19 protein-coding genes are annotated in these 23,180 nt (G+C 72.5%); 13 read left to right on the top strand and 6 right to left on the bottom strand.

Annotation, left to right across the window (positions count from 1 at the left end; all coding sequences use genetic code 11):
• Positions 1 to 3: 3 nt before the first annotated feature.
• Complete coding sequence (locus EUA93_RS20040) at positions 4 to 456, top strand: VanZ family protein (RefSeq protein ID WP_165355244.1); 453 nt, start codon at positions 4 to 6, stop codon at positions 454 to 456.
• On the opposite strand, the gene EUA93_RS20035 is transcribed toward EUA93_RS20040, so the two are convergent.
• Genes EUA93_RS20035 through EUA93_RS20015 form a run of 5 tightly spaced genes read right to left on the bottom strand, consistent with a single transcriptional unit; the run spans position 453 to position 5,524 of the window.
• Complete coding sequence (locus tag EUA93_RS20035) at positions 453 to 1,166, bottom strand: gamma-glutamyl-gamma-aminobutyrate hydrolase family protein (protein WP_129402113.1); 714 nt, start codon at positions 1,164 to 1,166, stop codon at positions 453 to 455. The two genes, EUA93_RS20040 and EUA93_RS20035, sit on opposite strands and share 4 nt — an antisense overlap.
• A 22-nt stretch (positions 1,167 to 1,188) precedes the next feature.
• Entirely contained in the window at positions 1,189 to 1,968 is a 780-nt protein-coding gene (locus tag EUA93_RS20030) for a 3-oxoacyl-ACP reductase (RefSeq protein WP_129402112.1), read from the bottom strand.
• A 41-nt stretch (positions 1,969 to 2,009) separates the two neighbouring features.
• Complete coding sequence (locus EUA93_RS20025) at positions 2,010 to 3,362, bottom strand: aldehyde dehydrogenase family protein (protein ID WP_129402111.1); 1,353 nt, start codon at positions 3,360 to 3,362, stop codon at positions 2,010 to 2,012.
• An 8-nt stretch (positions 3,363 to 3,370) separates the two neighbouring features.
• Positions 3,371 to 4,738 (bottom strand): glutamine synthetase family protein, encoded by a 1,368-nt coding sequence (locus EUA93_RS20020; protein ID WP_275937896.1) that lies wholly within the window; start codon positions 4,736 to 4,738, stop codon positions 3,371 to 3,373.
• Between the two features lie 54 nt (positions 4,739 to 4,792).
• Complete coding sequence (locus tag EUA93_RS20015; protein ID WP_129402110.1) at positions 4,793 to 5,524, bottom strand: FadR/GntR family transcriptional regulator; 732 nt, start codon at positions 5,522 to 5,524, stop codon at positions 4,793 to 4,795.
• Between the two features lie 144 nt (positions 5,525 to 5,668).
• Here EUA93_RS20015 and EUA93_RS20010 point away from each other — a divergent pair, with 144 nt between their 5' ends.
• Positions 5,669 to 7,240: an amino acid permease gene (locus EUA93_RS20010; RefSeq protein ID WP_129402109.1), complete on the top strand. Its 1,572-nt coding sequence runs from the start codon at positions 5,669 to 5,671 to the stop codon at positions 7,238 to 7,240.
• A gap of 24 nt (positions 7,241 to 7,264) precedes the next feature.
• Here EUA93_RS20010 and EUA93_RS20005 read toward each other — a convergent pair whose 3' ends face one another.
• Positions 7,265 to 7,903 (bottom strand): DUF1345 domain-containing protein, encoded by a 639-nt coding sequence (locus tag EUA93_RS20005; RefSeq protein ID WP_129402108.1) that lies wholly within the window; start codon positions 7,901 to 7,903, stop codon positions 7,265 to 7,267.
• 148 nt (positions 7,904 to 8,051) lie between these two features.
• On the opposite strand from EUA93_RS20005, the gene EUA93_RS20000 reads away from it, so the two are divergent.
• The 11 genes from EUA93_RS20000 to menC all read left to right on the top strand — a co-directional run bounded on the left by EUA93_RS20000 (position 8,052) and on the right by menC (position 23,170).
• A complete protein-coding gene (locus tag EUA93_RS20000) occupies positions 8,052 to 9,044 on the top strand; it encodes an FKBP-type peptidyl-prolyl cis-trans isomerase (protein WP_129402107.1) in 993 nt (330 codons plus the stop codon).
• A 9-nt stretch (positions 9,045 to 9,053) separates the two neighbouring features.
• Positions 9,054 to 9,821 (top strand): thioesterase family protein, encoded by a 768-nt coding sequence (locus tag EUA93_RS19995; RefSeq protein WP_129402106.1) that lies wholly within the window; start codon positions 9,054 to 9,056, stop codon positions 9,819 to 9,821.
• Positions 9,822 to 9,940: 119 nt separating this feature from the next.
• Positions 9,941 to 11,329, top strand: coding sequence for a serine hydrolase domain-containing protein (locus EUA93_RS19990; RefSeq protein ID WP_129402105.1), 1,389 nt, complete (start codon positions 9,941 to 9,943; stop codon positions 11,327 to 11,329).
• A 28-nt stretch (positions 11,330 to 11,357) separates the two neighbouring features.
• Positions 11,358 to 12,983, top strand: a complete 1,626-nt coding sequence (locus EUA93_RS19985) for an ABC transporter substrate-binding protein (RefSeq protein ID WP_129402104.1) — start codon at positions 11,358 to 11,360, stop codon at positions 12,981 to 12,983.
• Positions 12,984 to 12,985: 2 nt separating this feature from the next.
• On the top strand, positions 12,986 to 13,996 hold the full coding sequence (locus EUA93_RS19980) for an ABC transporter permease (RefSeq protein ID WP_242497540.1): 1,011 nt from the start codon (positions 12,986 to 12,988) through the stop codon (positions 13,994 to 13,996).
• A gap of 2 nt (positions 13,997 to 13,998) precedes the next feature.
• Positions 13,999 to 15,948 carry a dipeptide/oligopeptide/nickel ABC transporter permease/ATP-binding protein gene (locus EUA93_RS19975; protein ID WP_129402103.1) on the top strand — a complete coding sequence of 650 codons (1,950 nt, stop codon included), beginning with the start codon at positions 13,999 to 14,001 and terminating at the stop codon, positions 15,946 to 15,948.
• Positions 15,945 to 16,685, top strand: coding sequence for an ABC transporter ATP-binding protein (locus EUA93_RS19970; protein ID WP_129402102.1), 741 nt, complete (start codon positions 15,945 to 15,947; stop codon positions 16,683 to 16,685). Before EUA93_RS19975 ends, EUA93_RS19970 begins: the two co-directional genes overlap by 4 nt.
• Entirely contained in the window at positions 16,682 to 20,011 is a 3,330-nt protein-coding gene (locus tag EUA93_RS19965; RefSeq protein WP_129402101.1) for a serine hydrolase, read from the top strand. Before EUA93_RS19970 ends, EUA93_RS19965 begins: the two co-directional genes overlap by 4 nt.
• Positions 20,008 to 21,138, top strand: a complete 1,131-nt coding sequence (locus tag EUA93_RS19960) for a M20 family metallopeptidase (protein WP_207208874.1) — start codon at positions 20,008 to 20,010, stop codon at positions 21,136 to 21,138. The genes EUA93_RS19965 and EUA93_RS19960 overlap by 4 nt, the downstream gene beginning before the upstream one ends.
• Positions 21,135 to 22,067: a GNAT family N-acetyltransferase gene (locus EUA93_RS19955; protein WP_242497539.1), complete on the top strand. Its 933-nt coding sequence runs from the start codon at positions 21,135 to 21,137 to the stop codon at positions 22,065 to 22,067. The genes EUA93_RS19960 and EUA93_RS19955 overlap by 4 nt, the downstream gene beginning before the upstream one ends.
• The gene (menC, locus tag EUA93_RS19950) at positions 22,064 to 23,170 is read left to right on the top strand and encodes an o-succinylbenzoate synthase (RefSeq protein WP_129402100.1); all 1,107 of its coding nucleotides are present in this window, start codon (positions 22,064 to 22,066) and stop codon (positions 23,168 to 23,170) included. The genes EUA93_RS19955 and menC overlap by 4 nt, the downstream gene beginning before the upstream one ends.
• Positions 23,171 to 23,180 lie beyond the last annotated feature (10 nt).

Genomic DNA, 23,180 nt, shown 5'->3' with positions numbered 1-23,180 from the left:
CGCGTGCTGCACCGCCATCCCTTCCTCAGCCTGCTCAGCCTCGCCTACCTCGCCTTCATCGCCCTGGTGACGCTGACCCCCGGCTCGGACCAGCCCGACTACCAGGGCCTGGCGGCACGGATCCTGGCGCGGCTCGAGCGCTACCCCGACCTCGACCCGCTCTCGAGCCGGCTGAGCATCGAGCGGGTCGAGTTCCTGGCCAACATCGGCCTCTTCGTCCCGCTCGGGGTCTTCCTGCTGCTCCTCGTCGGGACCAGGCTGTGGTTCGTCGCGCTGATCGCCGGCATCGTGCTCACCTCGATGATCGAGAGCGTCCAGAAGACCATCCCCGGACGCGTGTCCGACCCGCGCGACGTCGCCGCCAACTCGATCGGCATGTTCCTCGGCGTCGGGCTCGCGCTGGTGCTCACCCTGCCGGCGACGCTGCGACGGCAGCGCGAGCGGGCGTCGCGCTAGCGGGACGCCGCGTGGTCGCGAGCGGCCGCCACCAGACCCGCCATGAGCCCGATCTCGACCCGGGTCTCGGGGTGCCACTGCACGGCGAGGCAGTAGCGCTCGCCCACCGCCTCCATCGCCTCCAGCGTCCCGTCGGCCGCGCGCGCCACGGCGGTGAAGCCGGGGTGGGTCGCCACCGACTGGTGGTGGTGGCAGCTCACCTCGACCTGCCGGCCGACGAGGGTCGCCAGGCGCGATCCGGGCTCGGTCGCCACGTCGACGGTGCCGTAGGCGTCGCCGCCGGGCGAGTGCGTCTCGTGGCCGACCAGGTCGGGCGTGTGCTGGTCGAGCGTGCCCCCGGCGTGCACGGCCATGAGCTGCATGCCCCGGCAGATCCCGAGCACGGGCGTCCCAGCCGCCTCCGCGGCCGTCAGCAGCGCGAGCTCCCAGGCGTCGCGCTCGGGCTGCCAGCCCGCGGTCCGCTCGTGCGGCTCCGCGCCGTACTGCCGGGGATCCACGTCCGCACCGCCCGAGACGACGAGCGCGTCGATCGCCGCCACCACCCGGGCCGCCGCACCGGGGGAGCCGACCGGCGGCAGCAGCACGGGCACGCCGCCCGCGACCTCGACCGCGACGGCGTACTCCGTCGGCAGCAGGTCCGCGCGGGTGTCCCAGACGCCCCACGCGGCCTGCTGGCGGTAGGTCGTCAGCCCGACGACGGGTGCGTCCATGCGAGGTGCCTCGGACCCGGGCTCAGAGCGGGGTGACGTAGGCGCCGGAGATCCCGCCGTCCACGAGGAAGGTGTTGGCGGTCATGAAGCTCGACTCGTCGGAGGCGAGGAAGAGCACCGCGTTGGCCATCTCCTCGGGCTCGCCGAAGCGGCCCATCGGCACGTGCACGAGGCGGCGGGCGGCGCGCTCCTCGTCGCTGGCGAACAGCTCCTTGAGCAGGGGGGTGTTGACCGGCCCCGGGCACAGGGCGTTGACCCGGACGCCCTCGCGGGCGAACTGCACGCCGAGCTCGCGCGACATCGACAGCACGCCGCCCTTGGAGGCGGAGTAGGAGATCTGCGACGTGGCCGCGCCCATCACCGCGACGAACGACGCGGTGTTGATGATCGAGCCGCGCTTCTGCTCGAGCATGTAGGGCAGCGCTGCCTTGCAGCAGAGGTAGACGCTGGTGAGGTTGACCTCCTGCACCTTGCGCCACGCGTCGAGGTCGGTGTCGAGGATCGAGTCGTCCTCCGGCGGGCTGATGCCGGCGTTGTTGAAGGCGATGTCGACCGAGCCGTAGGTGTCCTTGGCCGTCCTGAAGAGGGCGTCGACCTCGTCCTTGGACGTGACGTCGACGTGGACGTAGGTGACCACGTCGGGCCCGCCGAGCTCGGCGGCCAGCGCCTCGCCCGCGGCGTCGTCGATGTCGCCGATGACGACGCGCGCGCCCTCCTCGACGAAACGGCGCACGGTCGCGAGCCCGATGCCGCTGCACCCGCCGGTGACGACGGCCGTGCGGCCCTCGATGCGTCCTGCCATGTCTGTGTGCCTTCTTTCCGGTGTGTCGTGGGTGCGGGGTCTCAGTGGGCGATGAAGACGTTCTTCTCCTCGGTGAACGCGTTCGGCGCGTCCGGGCCGAGCTCGCGGCCGAGGCCGGACTGCTTGTAGCCGCCGAAGGGCGTCCAGTAGCGGACCGAGGAGTGACTGTTGACCGAGAGGTTGCCGGCGTCCACGCGTCGCGAGACCCGCAGCGCGCGGCCCACGTCGGCGGTGAAGATCGACCCGGACAGCCCGTAGTCGGTGTCGTTGGCCAGCGCGACGGCCTCGTCCTCGTCGTCGAACGGCATCACCGCGACGACCGGCCCGAAGACCTCCTCGCGCCAGATCGCCTCGCTCGTGTCGGTCGACTCGACGACCGTCGGCGGCAGCCACCAGCCCGGCCCATCGGGCGCGCTGCCGGTGAAGGCGATGCGGGCGCCGTCGAGGTAGGCCTGCACGGAGTCGCGCTGACCGGACGACACCATCGGTCCCATCTCGCTCTGCTCGTCGGCCGGGTCGATGACCCGCAGCGCCTGGACCGAGGTCTCCAGCCGCCCCACGAACTCGTCGTACGCCGACCGCTGGACGAGGATCCGCGACCGGGCGCAGCAGTCCTGGCCGGCGTTGTCGAAGACGGCGTACGGCGCACTCGCCGCCGCCGCGGCCACGTCGGTGTCGGCGAAGACGATGTTCGCGCTCTTGCCGCCGAGCTCCAGCGTCACCCGCTTCACCTGGTCGGCGCAGCCGCGCATGATCTGCTTGCCGACGGTCGTCGAGCCGGTGAAGCAGACCTTGCGCACGAGCGGGTGGGTCACGAAGCGCTCGCCGACGACCGAGCCCTTGCCGGGGACGATGGTGAGCACGCCCTCGGGCAGGCCGGCCTCGAGCGCCAGCTGACCGATCCGGATCGCGGTCAGCGGTGTGAGCTCGGCCGGCTTCAGGACCACCGTGTTGCCCGCGGCCAGTGCCGGCGCGAAACCCCAGGCCGCGATGGGCATCGGGAAGTTCCACGGCACGATGATCCCGACGACTCCGAGCGGCTCGTGGAAGGTGACGTCGGTGCCGCCCGCCACCGGGATCTGACGACCGAAGAGGCGCTCCGGCGCGGCGGAGTAGTAGTTGAGGCAGTCGCGGACGTTGCCGGCCTCCCAGCGCGCGTTGCCGATGGTGTGCCCCGCGTTGAGCACCTCGAGCTGGGCGAGCTCCTCGACGTGGGCGTCGACGACGGCGGCGAAGGCGCGCAGCAGCCGGGCCCGCTCACCGGGGGCGACGTCGCGCCACGCGGGGAACGCGTCGTGCGCCCGGGCGATGGCGGCGTCGGCCTCCTCGAGCGTCGCCGGTGAGGGGGAGGACTCCAGCTCGACGCCGGTGCTCGGGTTGATCAGGGTGGTCATGTCGTGCCTCACAGCCTCTCGAATCCGCGGACGAGCTCCCAGTCGGTGACGGCAGCGTTGTAGGCCGCGAGCTCGACGTCGGCCATGTTGGCGTAGTGGTCGACGACCTCGTCGCCCAGGGCCCCACGTGCGATCGCGGAGCCGTGGAACCGCGCCCGAGCCTCGCCCATCGTGCTCGGCACGCGGGGCTTGTCGGAGGCGTAGGCGTTGCCGGTCAGCTCGGGCTCGAGCTCGAGGCCCTGCTCGATGCCGTGCAGGCCGCCCGCGATCATGGCGGCGAGCGCGAGGTAGGGGTTGGCGTCGGCGCCGGGGATGCGGTTCTCCATCCGCGCACCCGCTCCGCGACCCACGAGGCGTACGGCGCAGGTGCGGTTGTCGAGCCCCCAGCCGAGCGTCGTCGGGGCGAACGAGCCGTCGGCGAACCGCTTGTAGGAGTTGATGTTGGGCGCGAAGAAGAGCGTGAAGTCCGCCGCCGTCGCCAGGACGCCGGCGATGAAGCTGTCGTAGAGCGGCGTACGCCCTCCGGCCTCGTCGTCCCAGAAGACGAGCTCGCCGTCGGCGCCGCGCAGCGACAGGTGGATGTGACAGGAGTTGCCCTCGCGCTGGTTCGGCTTGGCCATGAAGGTCACGGACCGGCCGTGCTGGGCGGCGATCTCCTTGGCGGCGTTCTTGTAGACGACGTGGTTGTCGGCCGTCGTGAGTGCCTCGTTGAAGAGGAAGCCGACCTCGTGCTGCCCGAAGTTGCACTCGCCCTTCGCGCCCTCGACGTCCATCCCGGCGGCGTACATGTGGTTGCGGATGTCGCGCAGGAAGGGCTCGACGCGCGTCGTGCCGAGGATCGAGTAGTCCACGTTGTACTGGTTGGCCGGCGTGAGGTCGCGGTAGCCCTTGCGGAAGGCCTCCTCGTAGGTGTCGTCGTAGACGACGAGCTCGAGCTCGGTCCCGGCGAGGGCGACCATGCCGCGCTCGGCGAGGCGGTCGAGCTGCGCCTTGAGGATGGCCCGCGGCGACGCGACGACCGGTCGGTGGTCGGCCCACTCGAGGTCGCACTGGACCATCGCGGTCGCCGGCAGCCAGGGCAGGAGCCGGATGGTCTGCTCGTCCAGGACGAACTCCATGTCGCCGTAGCCCTGGTCCCACGACGTCATGGCGTAGCCGTCGACGGTGTTCATGTCGACGTCGACCGCGAGGAGGTAGTTGCAGCCCTCGGTGCCGTGCCCGACGACGTGGTCGAGGAAGTACTGCCCGTGCAGCCGCTTGCCCTGGAGCCGGCCCTGCATGTCGGTGAAGGCGAGGACGACCGTGTCCACGTCGCCGGAGTCGATGCGCTGGCGCAGCGCGTCCATGGTCAGGTGGCGATCGTTGCGTGTGCTCACGTGCTCTCCGTCTCGCTGGCAGTGGTCGTACGTCGTGGGCGTTGCGGTCGGGCGTCAGACGAGCAGGCCGCGCAGCAGCGCGGCCGTGTCGTCGCAGTGGTCCTCCATCACGGTCCGGGCGCGCTCCGGGCGCCCGGCGAGGATGGCCTTGCAGAGCAGGCGGTGCTGCTGGTGGGAGTGGCCGATGTTGGTCTCGAGCGCCGGGATCGCGCCGAGCATCTGGTCGAGGGTGGACTGGACCGACGTCACCGCCTCCTGGAGCAGGGCCGAGCCGCTGAGCGAGGCGATCGTGAGGTGCAGCCGGGAGTCGGCCTGGCGGTGCGCCCGCTTGCCGGAGGCGCCGGCGACCGCAGCCTCGGCGGTGACCAGCTGGTCGCGGTCCGCCTCGGCCAGCTCGTGGCCCGCAGCGAGGTGGGCCGCGCCGGGCTCGACGACGCGACGGAACTCGAGGGCGTCCAGCCACTCGGACTTCGTGGCCGCCGAGACCCGCGAGAGACCGGTGAACCGGGCCCGCGCCTGCGACGTGACCGACGACCCGCCGCCGCGACCGCGCCTGGTCTCGATCAGTCCGGCCTGGCGCAGCGCGGCGATCGCCTCGCGCAGCGTCGCACGGCTGACGGCGAGGCGCTCGGCCAGCTCGCGCTCGGGCGGCAGGAGGCTCCCGACGGGATAGACACCGAGGCGGATCGCGGTCGCGAGCTGCTCGACGCAGCCCTCGAACGCATGGTGTCCGCGCACCGGCCGCAACACCGCCGCCGTGAGGTGCTCGTGCGGCTGGGCGGTCATGCGGGCCAGTCTCCGGGTGACGACCTGCACAGTCAATGGTCGGAGTTCATACCAATTTCCGTCAGTTCTCGTCAGGGCTCTTCACAACGCCGTCCGGCCGGGTCTAGGTTGCCGACCACCCACTGACGCCGCGAGAGGTGCGACATGTCTGCTGAGCCTGCTGCCGAGCGACACCTGACCGAGGACGAGGAACACCTGGCCAAGCTCGGCTACAAGCAGGAGCTCTCCCGCTCCTGGTCGGGCTTCTCCAACTTCGCCATCTCGTTCTCGATCATCTCGATCCTCGCCGGCTGCCTGACGACCTACGGCGCCGGCATCGCCAACGGCGGTCCGGTCTCGATCTCGTGGTCGTGGCCGATCATCTCGGTCTTCATCCTGATCATCGGCTTCACGATGTCGGAGCTGGTCTCGGCCATGCCGACCTCGGGCGGCATCTACTACTGGGCGTCCAAGCTCGGCGGCCCGGCGGCCGGGTTCTTCACCGGATGGCTCAACCTGATCGGTCTGGTCGCGGTGACCGCGTCGGTCGCCTACGGGTGCGCGACGTTCTTCGAGCTCACGTTCCTGGCGTGGGGCTGGATGGACGAGTTCTCGCTCAACACGGTCTTCGTGATCTTCCTCGTGATCCTGGTCTTCATCACGGTGGTCAACATCTTCTCCAGCCACCTGCTCGCGCTCATCAACAACGTCTCCGTGTGGTGGCACGTCGCCGGTGCGGCGTTCCTCGTGCTCGTGCTGGTCATCGTCCCCGACCAGCACCTCAGCGTCTCCCAGGTCTTCACCGACACCTACAACGGCTCCGGCTGGGCCGACGGGTCGACGAGCAGCCTCGTCTTCTTCTTCGCGATCATCCCGTTCGGCTTCATCCTCACGCAGTACACGATCACCGGCTTCGACGCCTCCGTGCACCTCTCCGAGGAGACCCAGGGCGCGGCGAAGACCGCGGCCCGCGCCATCTGGCAGTCGATCTTCTACTCGGCCGTCGGCGGCTACATCCTGCTGCTCGCGGTGACGTTCGCGATCCCGCAGGTCGACGGTGCGCCGGACTACGCGAGCATCCCCGCCGGCGGTGTGGCCTACGTCTTCGACGCCGCGCTCGGCTCGACGTGGGGCGGCCTGCTGCTCTTCATCTCCTCGTGCGCCCAGCTCTTCTGCGCGACCGCCTGCCTAACGTCGACGTCGCGGATGATGTTCGCCTTCAGCCGCGACCGCGCGGTCCCCGGGTCGCGCCTGTGGTCGAAGGTCAACGCCCAGCGCACCCCGGCCAACGCCGTCATCTTCGCCGCCGTCCTGGGCGCGATCATCACGCTCCCGGCCCTGAAGTCGGTCAACGGCATCCCGACCGCCTTCTACGCAGTCACCTCGGTGTCGGTCATCGGCCTCTACTTCTCCTTCGCCGTCCCGATCTTCCTGCGCTGGCGCGCCGGCGACTCGTTCGAGGTCGGCAGCTGGAACAACGGCAGCAAGTACAAGTGGATGAACCTCGTGGCCACCATCGAGATCGTCGTGGTCGGCATCGTGCTGATGCTCCCGACCTCGCCGTTCGGCGCGCCGTGGCGCGACGAGTTCGACTGGGCGGCCGTGAACTACGCACCGATCATGGTCATCGCCGTGCTCGCGCTGCTCGCGATCTGGTGGAACGTGTCGGCGAAGAACTGGTTCACCGGTCCCGTCAAGACGATCGACCAGGCCGTCGTCGACGCCTTCGACGACTGATCCCCAGGCACCCGAGGCGGGTGCTCACCCCAGGTAGTTGGTCGTGAACGTGATCGCCACCGTCAGCACGAGGGTGTTGAACACGAAGGCCAGCACCCCGTGGGTGAGCACCTGTCGCCGGAGCGCGGAGTGCCGCACCTCGACGTCGGTGGTGCCGAATGTCGTCCCCACCGCGACGGTGAAGTAGAGGTAGTCCACGACGCCGGGCTCGGCACCCTCGGGGAAGGCCAGCCCGCGGTGCTCGCTGTGGAGGCCGACGTAGGCCATCAGGAACCCGGCCTGCAGCACCATCCACGCCGTGACGACCGCGAGCAGGCAGACGGCCAGCACGTAGGACTCGGCGGCCGCCTGGTCGTCGGCCCGCGGCATCACCAGGAGCACCGACACGAGCGCGACCATGGCGGCGGCCTGCGCGAAGCTCTCCGGCGTGGTGGCGAACCACCGCTCGGCGCGCGACATCCGGCGTGACTGGCGTGCCATCGCAGTGAGCCCGGTCAGCCCGCCTCGACGGACCGCGGCCCAGGTGAGGGCCAGGTAGAGCAGGGCGTACAGGTCCCACGACGCCAGGAAGACGAGCAGCGACTCACCGGGGGTCAGGAGCCCGACCACGATCCCGATGCTGGCCAGGAGCTGACGTGAGATCTCGCGCTGCCACCACTGCATGGCACCGGAGCCTAGGTGCCGTGCTCCGGCCGCGACGTCCTACCAAGGTCGCTCACAGGACCGGCACATGGTCCCCTCAACCTCGCCACCTACCCTGACGGGGTCTTGCATGGCCACGCGGTCATGACCACCGACGCAGAGGACGTACGTGAGCCACCGCCCCATCGCCGCACTCACCGCCAGCATCGTGCTGGCCCTGGGCGCGACTGCCTGTTCCAGCACCGACGAGGGCGACTCCGCCTCGGACACGTCGTCGGAGACCTCGTCCAGCCCGTCGTCGGGACCCGCGGACACCGCTGCCCTCGACGGGGTGACCGTCACCGGCGACTTCGGTCAGGAGCCGGAGATCGAGGTCGCCGACGACCTCTCGGTCGACGAGCCGGTGAGCGCCGTCGTCATCCCTGGCTCCGGCGAGGAGGTGGCCGACGACAGCAGCGTCAACTACCGCTTCCGGATCGTCTTCGCCAAGGACGGCACGGACGTGTCGGGGAACTACGCCGAGACCGCCCCGCAGAAGCTCGACCTGGCCCAGCAGGCTCCCTTCATCACCGACGCCGTCGTCGGGGCGAAGATCGGCACCCGCGTCGCGATCGCGCTCCAGGTCGAGGACCTCGTCGGCAGCGGCCAGGCGTCGCAGTACGGCATGAAGGGCGCCGACGACCTCGTCATGGTGCTCGACCTGATCTCGATGACCCAGGACCCGCTCGACGGCCCCGACGGCGACGCGGTCGAGCCGCCGGCCGACGCGCCCACCGTCACCGAGGAGGACGGCGTCGTCACCGGCATCGGCTTCGACGACGCGCCGAAGACCCCGAGCGACGAGCTCCAGGTCATCACCCTGGTCGAGGGCTCGGGCGACGCCGTCGCCGCTGACGACAACGTGACCGTGGACTACTTCGGCACCGTCTACGGCAACGGCGAGGCGTTCGACGAGTCCTACTCGGGCGAGCCGGTCGCGTTCCCGCTGACCAAGGGGAGCCTGATCGACGGCTGGGTGGAGGGCCTCGAGGGAGTCACCGTCGGCAGCCGCGTGATGCTGATCATCCCGGCGGACAAGGCCTACGGCGACCAGGACTCCGGAGACATCCCTGCCGGATCCACGCTCGTCTTCGTGATCGACGTGCTGGGCGCGAACCTCTAGGCCGGCGAGATGGCCTACTTCGAGCGCACCGGCACGGACACGTTCGAGCCCAGCCGCCACGTCGGCGGCGCCTGGAACACCGACGAGCAGCACATCGCCCCCGCGCTCGGCCTGCTCGTCCACGTGCTCGAGCAGGACCGGGACGCGCGGCGGGACGACGGGCTGCTGGTGAGCCGGCTGTCGTACGACATCCGGGGCACCGTGCCGATGGCCGAGGTCGCCACGTCGGTGCGCGTCGTGCGCCCCGGCCGGACCATCGAGCTCGTCGAGGCCACCCTGGCCCACGGCGGTCGTGCGGTCGTGACGCTGCGTGCCTGGCTGAGCCGCGCCAGCGACACCGCGGCGATCGCGGGGAGCCACCTCGCCCACGTGCCCGCCCCGGACGAGGTGCCGGCGTGGGATCCCACGACGGTCTGGCCGGGTGGCTTCATCGCCTCGGTCGACGTCCGGCGCCAGCAGTCCGCGCCGGGACGCGCCGTGGTCTGGGCGCGCACGTCGGAGCCCCTCATCGCAGGGGAGGACGTGAGCACCCTCGCCCGGACGGCCGGCATGCTCGACATCGTCAACGGCATGACCGTGCGCGCCGACCCGCGCGACGTCTCGTTCCCCAACCTCGACCTCACCGCGCACCTGCTGCGCGAGCCGGTCGGGGAGTGGGTCGGCTTCGACGCGACCGTCTCGTTCGGCGCGACCGGCCTCGGACTCACCAGCAGCGTCCTGCACGACGCGTCCGGCCCGCTCGGAACGATGGCCCAGACGTTGACGCTCCGGACCTGACGAGCGGCAGCCCCCCCGGACCCGGACGGGTCGGCACTTGTCCGATCCCACCGGACGAGGGCCTCCCGCTTGTCCGGCGCCACCAACACCCTGCGCGTGTCCGTTCCTACCGTGGCGGCATGAGTGACCTGGCGCACATCCAGTCGTGGTTCGAGGAGCACCTGCCCGAGCTGCTCGCGCAGCACCGCGTCCCGTCGGCAGCCTGGGCCGTCCTCGAGGGCGGGGAGGTCGTCGACGGAGCACACGGTGTGCTCAACCTCGCGACCGGCGTGACCGCGACCCCGGACTCGGTCTACCAGATCGGGTCGATCACCAAGCTGTGGACCAGCACCCTGGTCATGCAGCTGGTCGACGAGGGCCTGGTCGACCTCGACGCGCCGGTGCGCACCTACCTCCCGGATCTCCGGCTCGCCGACGATGACGCCGCAGCCTCGATCACCGTCCACCAGCTGCTCAACCACACGTCCGGCTTCGAGGGCGACATCTTCACCGACACCGGCGTCGGGGACGACTGCGTCGAGAAGTTCGTCGCGACCCTCGCCGACACGCCCCAGCTCTTCGCGCCCGGCGAGCAGTTCTCCTACAACAACGCCGGCTACTGCGTGCTCGGCCGCCTCGTCGAGGTGGTCCGGGGCACGACGTACGACCAGGCGCTGCGCGACCACCTGATCGAGCCGCTCGGCCTGGCGCACGCCGCACCGAGCGTGCAGGAGGCGATCATGCACCGCGCCGCCATGGGCCACGTCGAGTCCGGTCCGGACGGGGCGATCGAGCCGGCGCCGTTCTGGTCGATGGCGCGCTCCAACAGCCCGGCCGGGTCGATGCTGTCGATGAGCCCGCGCGACCTGCTCGCCTTCGCGCGCATGCACATGGAGGACGGCGTGGCCGCCGACGGGACCCGCGTCCTGGCGGCCGGCACGTCGGCACGGATGCAGGCCCGCGAGGTGGACCTGCCCGACCTCGGGCTGATGGGCAGCTCGTGGGGACTCGGCTTCGAGCGGTTCGACACCCCCGAGGGCCCGATCGTCGGGCACGACGGCAGCACCGTCGGCCAGGGCGCGTTCCTCCGCATGGTGCCCAGCGAGGGCGTCGCCGTGGCGTTGCTGACCAACGGCGGAGACATGATCTCGCTCTACCACGAGATCGTCGGCCAGGTGCTCGACAGCATCTCCGACCTCCACCTCCCCGCGCTCCCGCAGCCGCCGGCCGAGCCCGAGCGCATCGACGCCCGCCGGTTCGTCGGCACCTACTCCGCCGACGTCTTCGACCTCACGGTCAGCCAGGACGACGACGGCCGGATCTGGATCGAGCAGGTCCCCAAGGGCGCGTTCATCGAGCTCGGCGGCCAGGTGGAGCGCTCCGAGCTGGTGGCCTACCGCGACGACATGCTGATCCCGGTCGAGCCCGACCGCGGGATGCACATGCCGCACGCCTTCCTCGGCGACGACGGCGAGGGCCGCGCCCTCTACCTGCACCTCGGCCGCGCCGTCCGCCGCGCCGGCGCCTGACCCGCACCCCCACGGAAGAGAGACCGGCATGACGCGCTCCCTGATCGGCCCGGCTGCACTGGCCCTGGCCCTGTCGGCCACCCTCACCGCCTGCGGAGGCGGAGGCGGAGGAGGAGGCGGTGGCGGCACGGGCGGTGGCACGGGCGGTGGTGAGGCGTCGTACGTCGACGGCGCGACGTTCACCCTGGGCCTGTCGTCGGACCCGGGCAACCTCGACCCCCAGATGGGCGCCGGCAGCTCGCTCTTCGCCGTGAGCCAGTTCGCCTACGACCCGCTCGTGAGCGTCGACGGCGAGACGGGGGAGATCGGCTCCCAGCTCGCCGAGGAGTGGAGCGTCGACGGCACCACGGTCAGCCTCACCCTCGCCGACGGCATCACCTGTGCGGACGGCGACGAGCTCACCGCCTCCGACGTCGCGGACAGCCTCAACTTCGTGACGGACCCGGAGAACCAGAGCCCGTTCCTCGGCACCTTCATCCCCGTCGGCGCGAAGGCCGAGGGCGACGACGCGTCGCGCACGGTCACCCTGACGCTGGAGACGGCCTCGCCGTTCGTCCTCAACGGCCTCGGCAGCCTGCCGATCGTGTGCCCCGGAGGCATGGACGACCGCGACAGCCTGGCCCAGGCCACCAGCGGCACCGGCCCCTACGAGCTCACCGAGGCGGCGCCGGGCGACCACTACACCTACACGCTGCGCGAGGGCTACACGTGGGGACCGGGCGGTGCCTCGACCGACGAGCAGGGCCTGCCCGCGACGGTCGTGGTCCAGGTCGTCGAGAACGAGACCACCGCGGCCAACCTCCTGCTCTCCGGCGGGCTCAACGCCGCCCAGATCGTCGGCCCCGACGGTGACCGCCTGGAGAAGTCGGGCCTGTTCGTCGCCGAGACCACCGGCCTGGTCGGCGAGCAGTGGTACAACCACGCCGACGGTCGCGTCACCAGCGACCCCGACGTGCGGATGGCCCTCACCCAGGCCCTCGACCTCACCGAGCTCGCCGGCGTCGTGACCTCCGGTCGCGGCGGCCCCGCCACCACCCTGGCGGTCAACGAGCCGGTCGCCTGCCCGGGTGACTCGGTCTCCGGCGCGCTGCCCGCCCACGACCCGGAGGCGGCCGCCGACCTGCTCGACGCGGCCGGCTGGCAGGAGGGGAGTGACGGCGTACGCACGAAGGACGGCGAGCCCCTGGCGGTCACCTTCCTCTACCAGAACGACCTCGGCAGCAGCGGCGACGCCGGCGCCGAGCTCGTGGTGCAGCAGTGGAAGGCGATCGGCGTCGACGCCACCGCCAAGAGCCAGAACGAGACGCAGCTGACCGGCACCATCTTCTCCGCCGGCGACTGGGACGTGGCCTGGGTCAGCCTCAACGTCAGCTCACCCGACCAGCTCGTGCCCTTCCTCTCCGGACCCGCCGCACCGGACGGCACCAACTTCTCCGCGATCGCCAGCGACGACTACGAGGCGGACGTGGACGAGGCGATGGGCATGGACGGCACGGCGTCCTGCGACACCTGGCTCGGCGCCGAGGCGCAGCTCGTGCAGGACGCCGACATCATCCCGTTCGCGAACAACACGGTGCGCACGTTCGGCAAGGGCGCGGAGTTCGAGACGCCGGGACAGCTCATCCCGCTCAGCATCCGGATGCTGGCCCCGTAACGGTGTCCGCGACGACGATCCCGCTCGGCGCGGGACCCCGGACCGGGCCGAGGCCGCGGGCGTGGGAGCGGCCGTGGGCCCGGTTCGCCGGACGCCGGCTGGTACGGCTGCTGGTCTCGCTCTGGGTGCTGGTGACCGCGTCCTTCGCGATGATCCACCTCATCCCCGGCGACCCGGTGCGCGCCGCGCTCGGACCCACCGCGCCGGCCGAGCTGGTGGCCGCCCGCCGCGCCAGCCTCGGTCTCGACGACCCGCTGCTCGTGCAGTACGGCCACTACCTCCGCTCGCTCGCCACCGGCGACCTCGGCACCACCCTCGGGTCGCAGCTGCCGGTGGCCGACGTGGTGGGGCAGCGGCTCCCGGCGACGCTCCTCCTGGCCCTGCTGGGGTTCCTCCTGACGGTCGCCCTCGCGGTCCCCGTCGGCACGCTGGCCGGGGTGCTCACCCGACGCGGCCACGGACGTCGCGCCGAGCTCGGCTTCACCACCTCCAGCATCGTGGTGGCCACCGTGCCCGACTTCCTGCTCGGCGTGGGCCTGGTCTACGTCTTCGGGGTGCACCTGGGCTGGCTCCCCGTCGCCGGCAACGCCACCCCGTCCGCCTACGTCCTGCCCGTCGTCTCGCTGGCGGTGGGACCCGCCGCGATCCTCGCCCGCATCGTGCGGGTGGAGCTCGTCGAGGTGCTCGACGCCGACTACATCCGCACGGCGCGCGCCAAGCGCCTGGCACCGTGGAAGGTCTACCTCGGCCACGCCCTGCCCAACGCGATGACGTCCGCCCTGACCCTCGGCGGGCTGCTGCTGGGGTCGATGGTGGCCGGGACCGTGCTGGTGGAGAACGTCTTCGCCTGGCCCGGGCTCGGGAGCACGATCGTCTCCTCGATCCTCGCCAAGGACTATCCGCTCGTGCAGGCCATCGTCCTCGTCTACGGCGTCGGCGTCCTGGTGGTCAACACCGTCGTCGACGCGGTCCTCGCCGTGCTCGACCCGCGATCGATGATCAGGGAGGACTGAGCATGTCCGAGCCGGTCTCCCGGGTGCGCGCCTGGCGCGACGTGCTCACCACGCCGCTGGGTGGCACCGCAGCCGTGCTGGTGGTCGTGGTCCTCGCTCTGGCCGTGGTGGGTCCGGTCGTCTGGGGCGACGCGGCCGACGCCGTCGACACCAGCGACATCCTGTCCGTGCCGTCGGGCGAGCACTGGGCCGGCACCGACAACCTGGGCCGCGACATCCTGGCCCGGGTGCTCGTCGCCGCCCGGCTCTCGATGCTGCTGGCGATGGGCGCGATCACCATCGCGATCGTCGTGGGGTTGGTGCTGGGCTCGGCGCCGTTCCTCCTCGGCGGTCGTGCCGGGCGCCTGGTGTCCGCCGTGGTCAACGTCGCGGTGGCCTTCCCGGGCCTGCTGCTGGCGCTCTTCTTCGCCGTCATCTTCGGCGTCGGCGCCACGGGTGCGGTGCTCGCCATCGGCCTCTCCGGTGCGCCGGGCTTCGCCCGCCTCGTGCAGACGCTGGTCGCCGGCCTCGCCGGGCGGGAGTACGTCGCTGCGGCCCGGGTCGCCGGCGTCGGTCGGCTGCGCATCCTGGTGCGGCACGTGCTCCCCAACCTCGCCGAGCCGCTGGTGGTCAACGCGACCATCGGGGCCGGCAACAGCCTCCTCGCCTTCGCCGGGCTGTCCTTCCTCGGTCTCGGCGTGCAGTCACCGGCGTACGACTGGGGCCGGCTGCTCTACGACGGGCTGAGCGCGCTCTACGTCAACCCGGCAGCCGCGCTCGCGCCCGGAGCCGCGGTCCTGGTCGCTGGGCTGGCGTTCAACCTCTTCGGCGAGTCGGTGGCCAAGGGCTTCGGGGTCACCGACCTCGCCGGGCCGCGGGTGCGCACGGCGAGCACGCGCCCGGCTCCCGAGGCGCAGGTCGACCACGACCACAGCGAAGGACGACCGGTGCGCGACGTCGTCCTCGAGGTGCGCGGGCTGCGCGTCGGCTTCGCGGGCCGCGCCGGGACGGTGCGCCCGGTCCGCGGGGTGAGCTTCTCGGTGCACCGCGGGGAGGCCGTCGGCGTGGTCGGGGAGTCGGGGTCGGGCAAGTCGCTGACCGCGCTCGCCGTCACCCGCCTCCTCGGTGATGACGCGACCGTCGAGGCCGACCGGCTCCGGCTGCTGGGCGAGGACCTCCTCGGCTCCGCCGCTCCCGCCCAGCGGCACCTGCTCGGCACGTCGCTCGCGATGGTCTTCCAGGACCCGATGTCGTCGTTCAACCCCACGCGCCGCATCGGTCGTCAGCTCGCCGAGGTGGCCACCGAGCACCAGGGGATGTCCCGCGCCGACGCGATGGCACGTGCCGTCGACCGGCTCGACGCCGTCCGGGTCGACGACGCGGCCGACCGGGTCCGGCAGTATCCCCACGAGTTCTCCGGCGGCATGCGCCAGCGCGCCATGATCGGCATGGGCCTGATGGGCTCGCCGGCGCTGGTGGTGGCCGACGAGCCGACGACCGCGCTGGACGTCACCGTGCAGCAGCAGGTGCTCGCCCTGCTCGCGAGCATCCGCGAGGCCGACGACGTCGCCCTCGTGCTCATCAGCCACGACGTCACGGTGGTCGGCGAGGTGTGCGACCGCGTCCTGGTGATGTATGCCGGACGCATCGTGGAGGACCTGCCCGCAGCAGACCTCACCAGCCGGGCGCAGCACCCCTACACCCGCGCCCTGGTGAGCTCCGTCCCCGACATGGCGACCGACATCACCCAGCCGCTCGCCACGATCCCGGGCCGCCCGGTCGGCCCCGCCGACGTGCCGCCCGGATGTGCGTACGCCGACCGCTGCCCGCTCGCGGACGCGCGCTGCCGGACCGACGAGCCCGTGCTGGAGGAGACCGCTGCCGGCGGACGGGTCGCCTGCTGGCACCCCGGAGGCGGTCCGGTCCTCGTCGGCCAGGACCTGCTGGGTCGTGCGAGGGAGGACGAGCGATGACCGAGCTGCGCTTCGACGACGTCACCGTGCGCTACGGCCGACACACCGCGGTGGACGCGGTCAGCCTGACCGTCCCGCCCGGCACCGTCGTCGGTCTCGTCGGCGAGTCCGGGTCGGGCAAGTCCACCCTGGCCCGCGCCGCCGTGGGCCTCGTCGAGCCCACGTCGGGCAGCATCACCCTCGGGGGCGCGGCGATGCCGCGTCGGGGCCGGCGGCCGGTGCAGATGGTCTTCCAGGACCCCTACTCCTCGCTGGACCCCCGGATGAGCATCGGCGACAGCGTGGCCGAGGCGATGCCGAAGGAGGGCGACACCCGCACCCGCCAGGGTCGCCGCGAGGAGGTGCGCCGCCTGCTCGACCTGGTCCACCTCGGCTCGACCGACCCGGGCGACCTGCCCGGCCGGCTCTCCGGCGGCCAGCGCCAGCGCGTCGCCCTCGCGCGGGCACTCGCCGGACGCCCCGACGTGGTGATCGCCGACGAGATCACCTCGGCGCTGGACGTCTCCATCCAGGGCGCCGTCCTCAACCTCGTGCGCGAGCTCCAGCAGGAGCTCGGCCTGTCGATCCTGTTCATCTCCCACAACCTCGCCGTGGTCCGCTACGTCGCCTCACGCGTCGCCGTGATGCGCTCGGGCCGGATCGTCGAGGAGGGCACCACGACCCAGGTGCTCGAGCACCCCGAGCACGCCTACACCTGCGCGCTGCTTGACGCCGTCCCCGGAAGGAACCCTCGATGACCACTGAGCCCACCGACGCCGCCCGCCGCCCGCGGCGCCTCCGCATCGACGACCTGCTCGACCTGGCCGTGCCCTCGCAGCCGGCGCTGTCACCCGACGGCGGGCAGGTGGTCTACGTCCTGCGCACCCTCGACGGCGGTGCAGACCGTGCCGTCGACGAGCTCTGGCTGGCCGACACCTCCGGCGAGGTGCCGCCGCACCGCCTCACCCGCGGCCCGGCTGACACGTCGCCGGCCTGGTCGCCCGACGGCACCACCGTGGCGTTCCTCCGCGAGGGGCAGGTGGCCGTGCTGGCGACACGTGGTGGCGAGGTGGAGGTGCTCACCGACCTGCCGGCCGGAGCCGGGGCACCGCACTGGAGCCCCGACGGCGAGCGGCTGGCGTTCACCGCCCCCGTCGACCCGGCCGGCGCGGGCGCGTCGCCGACGGCGCCGATGGTCACCCGCGGCACCGACTACCAGTCCGACGGCACCGGCATGCACGGCGCCGTCCGCGAGCAGCTGCACGTCGTCGCCGCCGACGGGACGGACCTGCGCGTGCTCACCGACGGCGAGCACGGAGTCGGCAGCCCTGCGTGGTCACCGGACGGCGACAGCATCGCCTTCACCCGCGGCACCGGCGACCGGTTCCGGGTCCCGGTCCACGTGCTGCCCGCCGACGAGGTGGGCGCCCGGTCCCGGCTCGTCGGGCTCGCCGACGGCATCACCTCGGTCGTCACCTGGTCGGCCGACGGTGCCTCGCTCCTGGTCGTGGCCCACCCCGGCGACCCGGTCGGCCACCAGCACCTGCTCCGCGTCCCACTGTCCGGGGACGACGTCGTTGACCTGTCGGCGTCCGTCGACCGCAACGTGATGGGCGGCGCCCCCGCCTACCCCGGTGGGACCCCGGTCGAGGACGGCGGACGCACCTGGTTCTGCCTGCGCGAGCGCGGCTGCACCCACCTGTGGTCCGTCGCCGCCGACGGCGACGACGCTCGCGCGCTGGTGGCCGGCGAGGGTCGCGTGGTCGCCGGCCTCTCGGTGGCCCCGGGACGTGCGGCGTACGTCCTCGCCACCCCCGACTCCTACGGCGAGGTCGCCGTCGTCGACCTCGCGGACGGCACCGAGTCCGTGCTCACCGACCACGGTGCCCCGCTCGCGGACGTGGTCCACCACCCGCGCGAGCCACGCACCTTCACGATCTCCGACGGCACCGAGGTCGAGGCCTGGCTGGTGCACGACCCCGACCGGCAGGGTGCCCGCCCCGTGCTGCTCGACGTCCACGGCGGTCCGCACAACGCCTGGAACGCGGCCGCCGACGAGATCCACCTCTACCACCAGGAGCTGGTCGAGCGCGGGTGGGCGGTCCTGCTGGTCAACCCGCGCGGCAGCGACGGCTACGGCGAGGAGTTCTTCGCCGCCGTGCGCGGCGGCTGGGGCACCGCCGACGCCGGCGACTTCCTCGAGCCGCTCGACCAGCTCGTGGCCGAGGGGCTGGCCGATCCCGACCGGCTCGCGGTGGCGGGCTACAGCTACGGCGGGTTCATGGCCTGCTGGCTGACCGGTCACGACGACCGGTTCGCTGCCGCCGTCGCCGGCGGCACGGTGAGCGACCTGGTCAGCATGTACGGCACCAGCGACGACCTGTGCCTCAGCGCGTACGAGCTGGGCGGGACGCCGTGGGCGGAGCCGGAGCTCTACGCCGCGATGTCGCCGCTGACGCGGGTCGCTGACGTCCGCACCCCGACGCTGGTGCTGCACGGCGCGGAGGACCGCACCTGCCCGCTGAGCCAGGCCCAGCAGTGGCACACCTCGCTGGTCGAGCGGGGCGTGGAGACCGAGCTGGTCGTCTACCCCGACGCCAGCCACGTGTTCCTCCTGCTCGGCCGCCCCTCGCACCGCCTCGACCTCAACCGCCGGATCCTCGACTGGGTCACCACCCACACCACCGGCAGCGGTCGGCCGGCCCTCGACGCACGGCACTGGGAGCACCGGCTGCGCACCATGGCCGAGCGGTACGGCACGCCCGGCGCGCAGCTCGGCATCCTGCGGACTGGCGACTCGCCGGAAGCGGACGAGCTCGTCACCGCGACGCACGGCGTGCTCAACGTCCGCACCCAGGCGCCCGTGTCGTCCGAGGCGCTCTTCCAGATCGGCTCGATCAGCAAGGTCTGGACCGCGACCCTGGTCATGCAGCTGGTCGACGAGGGGCTGCTCGACCTCGACGTCCCGGTCGTGAAGGTGCTGCCCGGGCTCGAGCTCGCCGATCCGGAGGCGACGGCCACCGTGACGACGCGACACCTGCTCACCCACACGAGCGGCATCGACGGCGACGTCTTCACCGACACCGGACGCGGCGACGACTGCCTCGAGAAGTACGTCGGGATCCTGGGCGACGCCGGGCAGAACCACCCGGTCGGCGCGACGTGGTCCTACTGCAACTCCGGCTTCAGCGTGCTGGGCCGGATCGTGGAGGAGCTGACCGGCCTGACCTGGGACCAGGCGCTGCGCGAGCGGATCTACGAGCCGCTCGGCCTCGAGCACACCGCGACGCTGGCCGAGGACGTCCTGATGCACGCTGCCGCGGTCGGGCACGACGACCACGACGCCGTGCCGACCCCGGCGGCCGCCTGGCAGCTGCCGAGGTCGATCGGTCCCGCCGGTCTCATCTGCGCCGACGCCGCCGACGTGCTGGCGTTCGCGCGGATGCACCTCGCCGGTGGTCTCGCCGCCGACGGCACCCGGGTGCTGAGCGAGGAGAGCGCGGCCGCGATGGCCTCGCATCAGGCCGACCTGCCCGACACCCTCGTCCTCGGGGACTCCTGGGGCCTCGGTTGGATCCGGTTCGGCTGGGACGAGCGGCGGCTGATCGGGCACGACGGCACGACGCTGGGACAGAACGCGTACCTGCGGATCCTGCCCGAGCAGGGCCTGGCGGTGGTCCTGCTCACCAACGGCGGGCACGCCCACGACCTCTACCAGCGCCTCTACGAGGAGGTCTTCGCCGAGGTCGCCGGAGTGGCCCTGCCCGAACCGTTCGCGCCGCCCGCCGAGCCGGTGGACGTCGACATCGCGCCCTTCGTCGGCACCTACGAGCGCACCTCGGTGCGCATGGAGGTGGAGGCGGGACCCGACGGCCCGCTGCTGCGCACCACCTTGCTGGGCCCGCTCGCCGAGCTCGAGCCCGACCCGGTCGAGGAGCACGCGATGGTGGCGGCCGGGCCCGGCCTGTTCGCCATCCGACCCGGCGGCGGCGAGACGTGGATGCCGGTGACGTTCTACGAGCTCGAGACCGGTGAGCCCTATCTCCACTTCGGGGTGCGCGCGACCCCGCGGGTCTCGCCGTGAGCGACCTGCTCGACGACCTGCTGGCCGACGTCCGGGCGCTGGTGGAGTGCGAGTCGCCGTCGCACGACCTCGAGGCGGTCGCCCGCTCTGCCGAGGTGGTCGCCGCCGTCGGCACGGCGCGGCTCGGGACCGAGCCGGAGCGGATCGTGCTTGAGGGGCGGACCCACCTGCGCTGGCGGCTCGGTGACGAGCCGTCGCGCGTGCTGCTGCTGGCCCACCACGACACGGTGTGGCCGATCGGCACCCTCGCGCGGCGTCCCTTCGGCGTCGAGGACGGCGTGCTGAGGGGACCCGGCTGCTTCGACATGCTGTCCGGCCTCGCGATGGCCCTGCACGCCGCTGCGAACCTGGACGGCGTGACCGTGCTGGTCACGGGCGACGAGGAGGTCGGCTCGCCCACGTCGCGGACCCTGATCGAGGACGAGGCGCGTGCCGCTGACGCGGTGCTCGTGCTGGAGGCCTCGGCCGACGGTGGCGCCCTCAAGACCGAGCGCAAGGGCGTCTCGCTCTACGACGTCCACGTCACCGGGCTCGCGGCGCACGCCGGTCTCGAGCCCGAGCGCGGGGTCAACGCGACCCTGGAGCTGGCCCACGTCGCCCTGGCGCTGGCCGGGCTCGGCGACGCCGACCTCGGCACGACGGTCACGCCCACGGCCGCGCGGTCGGGCACCACGACCAACACCGTCCCGGCGAGCGCGACGCTCTCGGTCGACGTACGCGTCCGGACCCGGGCCGAGCAGGCGCGGGTCGACGTCGCAGTGCGGTCCCTGACCCCCGTGCTGCCCGGTGCGGCGCTCGAGGTGACCGGTGGTCCGAACCGCCCGCCGCTCGAGGCCACGTCCTCGGCCGGCCTGCTGGAGCGCGTCCGATCCGTCGCGGCGTCGCTCGGGCAACCGGCACCCGGGTCGGCGGCGGTCGGGGGAGCCTCCGACGGCAACTTCACCGCCGGTGTCGGCACCCCGACGCTGGACGGCCTCGGCGCCGTGGGCGGTGGTGCCCACGCCGAGCACGAGCACGTCCTGGTGGACCACCTCGTCAGCCGTACGACCCTGCTGCGCGGCCTGGTCCGCGACCTCCTCGCCGACCCGGTGCCGGGCAGGACGCGCGCGGCAGGTGGCGTCCGGTGACGGCGCAGGGGGAGAGCGGGGGCGTCGTGCCCGTCGTGCGCGCCGTCGCGCCTCACACGCCCATCGGCGTCGACGACCTCGAGCGCGCCAGCCAGGTGTGCGACGCGGCTGCCCGTCAGGCCGGGGTGACGGTGCGCAGCCTCACCGACCTCGCCGACCTCGCAGCCGTGGTCGAGCTCTTCGCCGACGTGTGGGGCCGCTCGGCCAACCCGCCGGTCTCGCTGGAGATGCTGCGCGCGCTCACCAAGGCGGGCAACTACGTCGGCGGCGCGATCGACCAGGGCCGGCTCGTCGGTGCCTGCGTCGGCTTCTTCCACGCTCCGTCCGAGGACGCCCTGCACAGCCACATCGCCGGGGTCGCGCCCGGCTCCACCGGCCGCAACATCGGCTTCGCGCTCAAGCTGCACCAGCGGGCCTGGGCGCTGGGGCGCGGCGTGGAGGAGATCGCGTGGACCTTCGACCCGCTGGTGTCGCGCAACGCGTGGTTCAACCTGGTCAAGCTGGGCGCCCACCCCACGGAGTACCTCACCAACTTCTACGGCCCGATGGTCGACGACCTCAACGGGACCGACGACACCGACCGGCTGCTCGTCCGGTGGCGGCTGCGCGATCCAGCCGCGGCAGCGGCGTGCGTGGGACAGGTGAGCCCCGCCGACGCCGCCCGCGAGGCCGCGCTCGGGGCCGTCGTGGTGCTCGACGTGGACTCCGGCGGGCGCCCCGTGCGCGCGCCGGCGCGGACTCGGGCGGAGGCACCGGTCGCGCTCGTGCGGGTGCCACCCGACATCGAGGGGCTGCGCGGCAGCGACCCGGCCGCGGCGCGGCTGTGGCGCGAGGAGGTGCGCGAGGTGCTGGGAGAGCTGGTGCAGGCCGGACACCGGGTCGAGGGGTTCGACCGGTCCGGGTGCTACGTCGTCAGGAGGAACCCATGAAGGTCACCGGAGTCGAGCTCCGCCGCATCGCGATGCCACTGGTGGCGCCGTTCCGCACGTCGTTCGGGACCGAGACCGCCCGCGACGTGCTGCTCGTGCGCGTGGTGGCGGAGGACGCGGAGGGATGGGGGGAGTGCGTGGCCATGTCCGCGCCGCTCTACTCCAGCGAGTACGTCGACGGAGCGGTGGACGTGATGCGTCGCTACCTGCTGCCCCGGCTGCTCACGGGCGAGCCGCTCGCCGCGCACGAGGTCGCACCCCGGCTGGAGCCGGTCAAGGGGCACCGGATGGCCAAGGCAGCGCTGGAGACGGGCGTCCTCGACGCGGAGCTGCGCGGCGAGGGACGCTCGTTCGGCCGCGAGCTCGGCGCGGTGCACGACCGGGTCCCGTGCGGCGTCTCGGTGGGGATCATGGACTCGGTGCCCGAGCTCCTCGACGCCGTGGACGGCTACCTCGCCGAGGGCTACCTGCGGATCAAGCTCAAGATCGAGCCCGGCTGGGACGTCGAGCCCGTGCGCGCCGTGCGCGAGCGGTTCGGTGACGACGTGCTGCTCCAGGTGGACGCCAACACGGCGTACACCTTGGGCGACGCGCCGCACCTGGCCCGGCTCGACCCGTTCGACCTCCTGCTCATCGAGCAGCCCCTGGACGAGGAGGACCTGCTCGGCCACGTCGACCTCGCCCGGCTGATCCGCACCCCCGTGTGCCTGGACGAGTCGATCACCTCCGCCCGCGACGCGGCGGCGGCGATCCGGCTCGGGGCCTGCCGCATCGTCAACGTCAAGCCCGGACGGGTCGGTGGCTACCTCGAGGCGCGGCGGATCCACGACGTGTGCGCGGCCGCCGGTGTGCCGGTGTGGTGCGGCGGGATGCTCGAGACCGGGCTGGGGCGGGCGGCCAACGTCGCGCTCGCAGCGCTGCCCGGCTTCACGTTGCCGGGGGACACCTCCGCGTCGGGCCGCTACTTCGCCACCGACATCACCGAGCCGTTCGTGCTCGACCAGGGCCACCTCGCAGTGCCCACGGGCCCCGGGCTCGGGGTGACCCCGGACCCCGACCGGCTGGAGGCCGTGACGACGTGGAGCGAGTGGTTCCCCGGGTGAGCGCTGGCCA

It is taken from the genome of Nocardioides oleivorans (assembly GCF_004137255.1).
Lineage (GTDB): Bacteria > Actinomycetota > Actinomycetes > Propionibacteriales > Nocardioidaceae > Nocardioides > Nocardioides oleivorans.
Note: the sequence above shows the minus strand (reverse complement) of the source record. Positions and strands in the feature narration are given on the sequence as shown.

Coding starts and splice junctions, on each gene's coding strand:
- EUA93_RS20035 (WP_129402113.1), bottom strand. CDS start 1,166: ATGGACGCACCCGTCGTCGGGCTGACGACCTACCGCCAGCAGGCCGCG.
- EUA93_RS20030 (WP_129402112.1), bottom strand. CDS start 1,968: ATGGCAGGACGCATCGAGGGCCGCACGGCCGTCGTCACCGGCGGGTGC.
- EUA93_RS20025 (WP_129402111.1), bottom strand. CDS start 3,362: ATGACCACCCTGATCAACCCGAGCACCGGCGTCGAGCTGGAGTCCTCC.
- EUA93_RS20015 (WP_129402110.1), bottom strand. CDS start 5,524: ATGACCGCCCAGCCGCACGAGCACCTCACGGCGGCGGTGTTGCGGCCG.
- EUA93_RS20010 (WP_129402109.1), top strand. CDS start 5,669: ATGTCTGCTGAGCCTGCTGCCGAGCGACACCTGACCGAGGACGAGGAA.
- EUA93_RS20005 (WP_129402108.1), bottom strand. CDS start 7,903: ATGCAGTGGTGGCAGCGCGAGATCTCACGTCAGCTCCTGGCCAGCATC.
- EUA93_RS19995 (WP_129402106.1), top strand. CDS start 9,054: ATGGCCTACTTCGAGCGCACCGGCACGGACACGTTCGAGCCCAGCCGC.
- EUA93_RS19990 (WP_129402105.1), top strand. CDS start 9,941: ATGAGTGACCTGGCGCACATCCAGTCGTGGTTCGAGGAGCACCTGCCC.
- EUA93_RS19985 (WP_129402104.1), top strand. CDS start 11,358: ATGACGCGCTCCCTGATCGGCCCGGCTGCACTGGCCCTGGCCCTGTCG.
- EUA93_RS19975 (WP_129402103.1), top strand. CDS start 13,999: ATGTCCGAGCCGGTCTCCCGGGTGCGCGCCTGGCGCGACGTGCTCACC.
- EUA93_RS19970 (WP_129402102.1), top strand. CDS start 15,945: ATGACCGAGCTGCGCTTCGACGACGTCACCGTGCGCTACGGCCGACAC.
- EUA93_RS19965 (WP_129402101.1), top strand. CDS start 16,682: ATGACCACTGAGCCCACCGACGCCGCCCGCCGCCCGCGGCGCCTCCGC.
- menC (WP_129402100.1), top strand. CDS start 22,064: ATGAAGGTCACCGGAGTCGAGCTCCGCCGCATCGCGATGCCACTGGTG.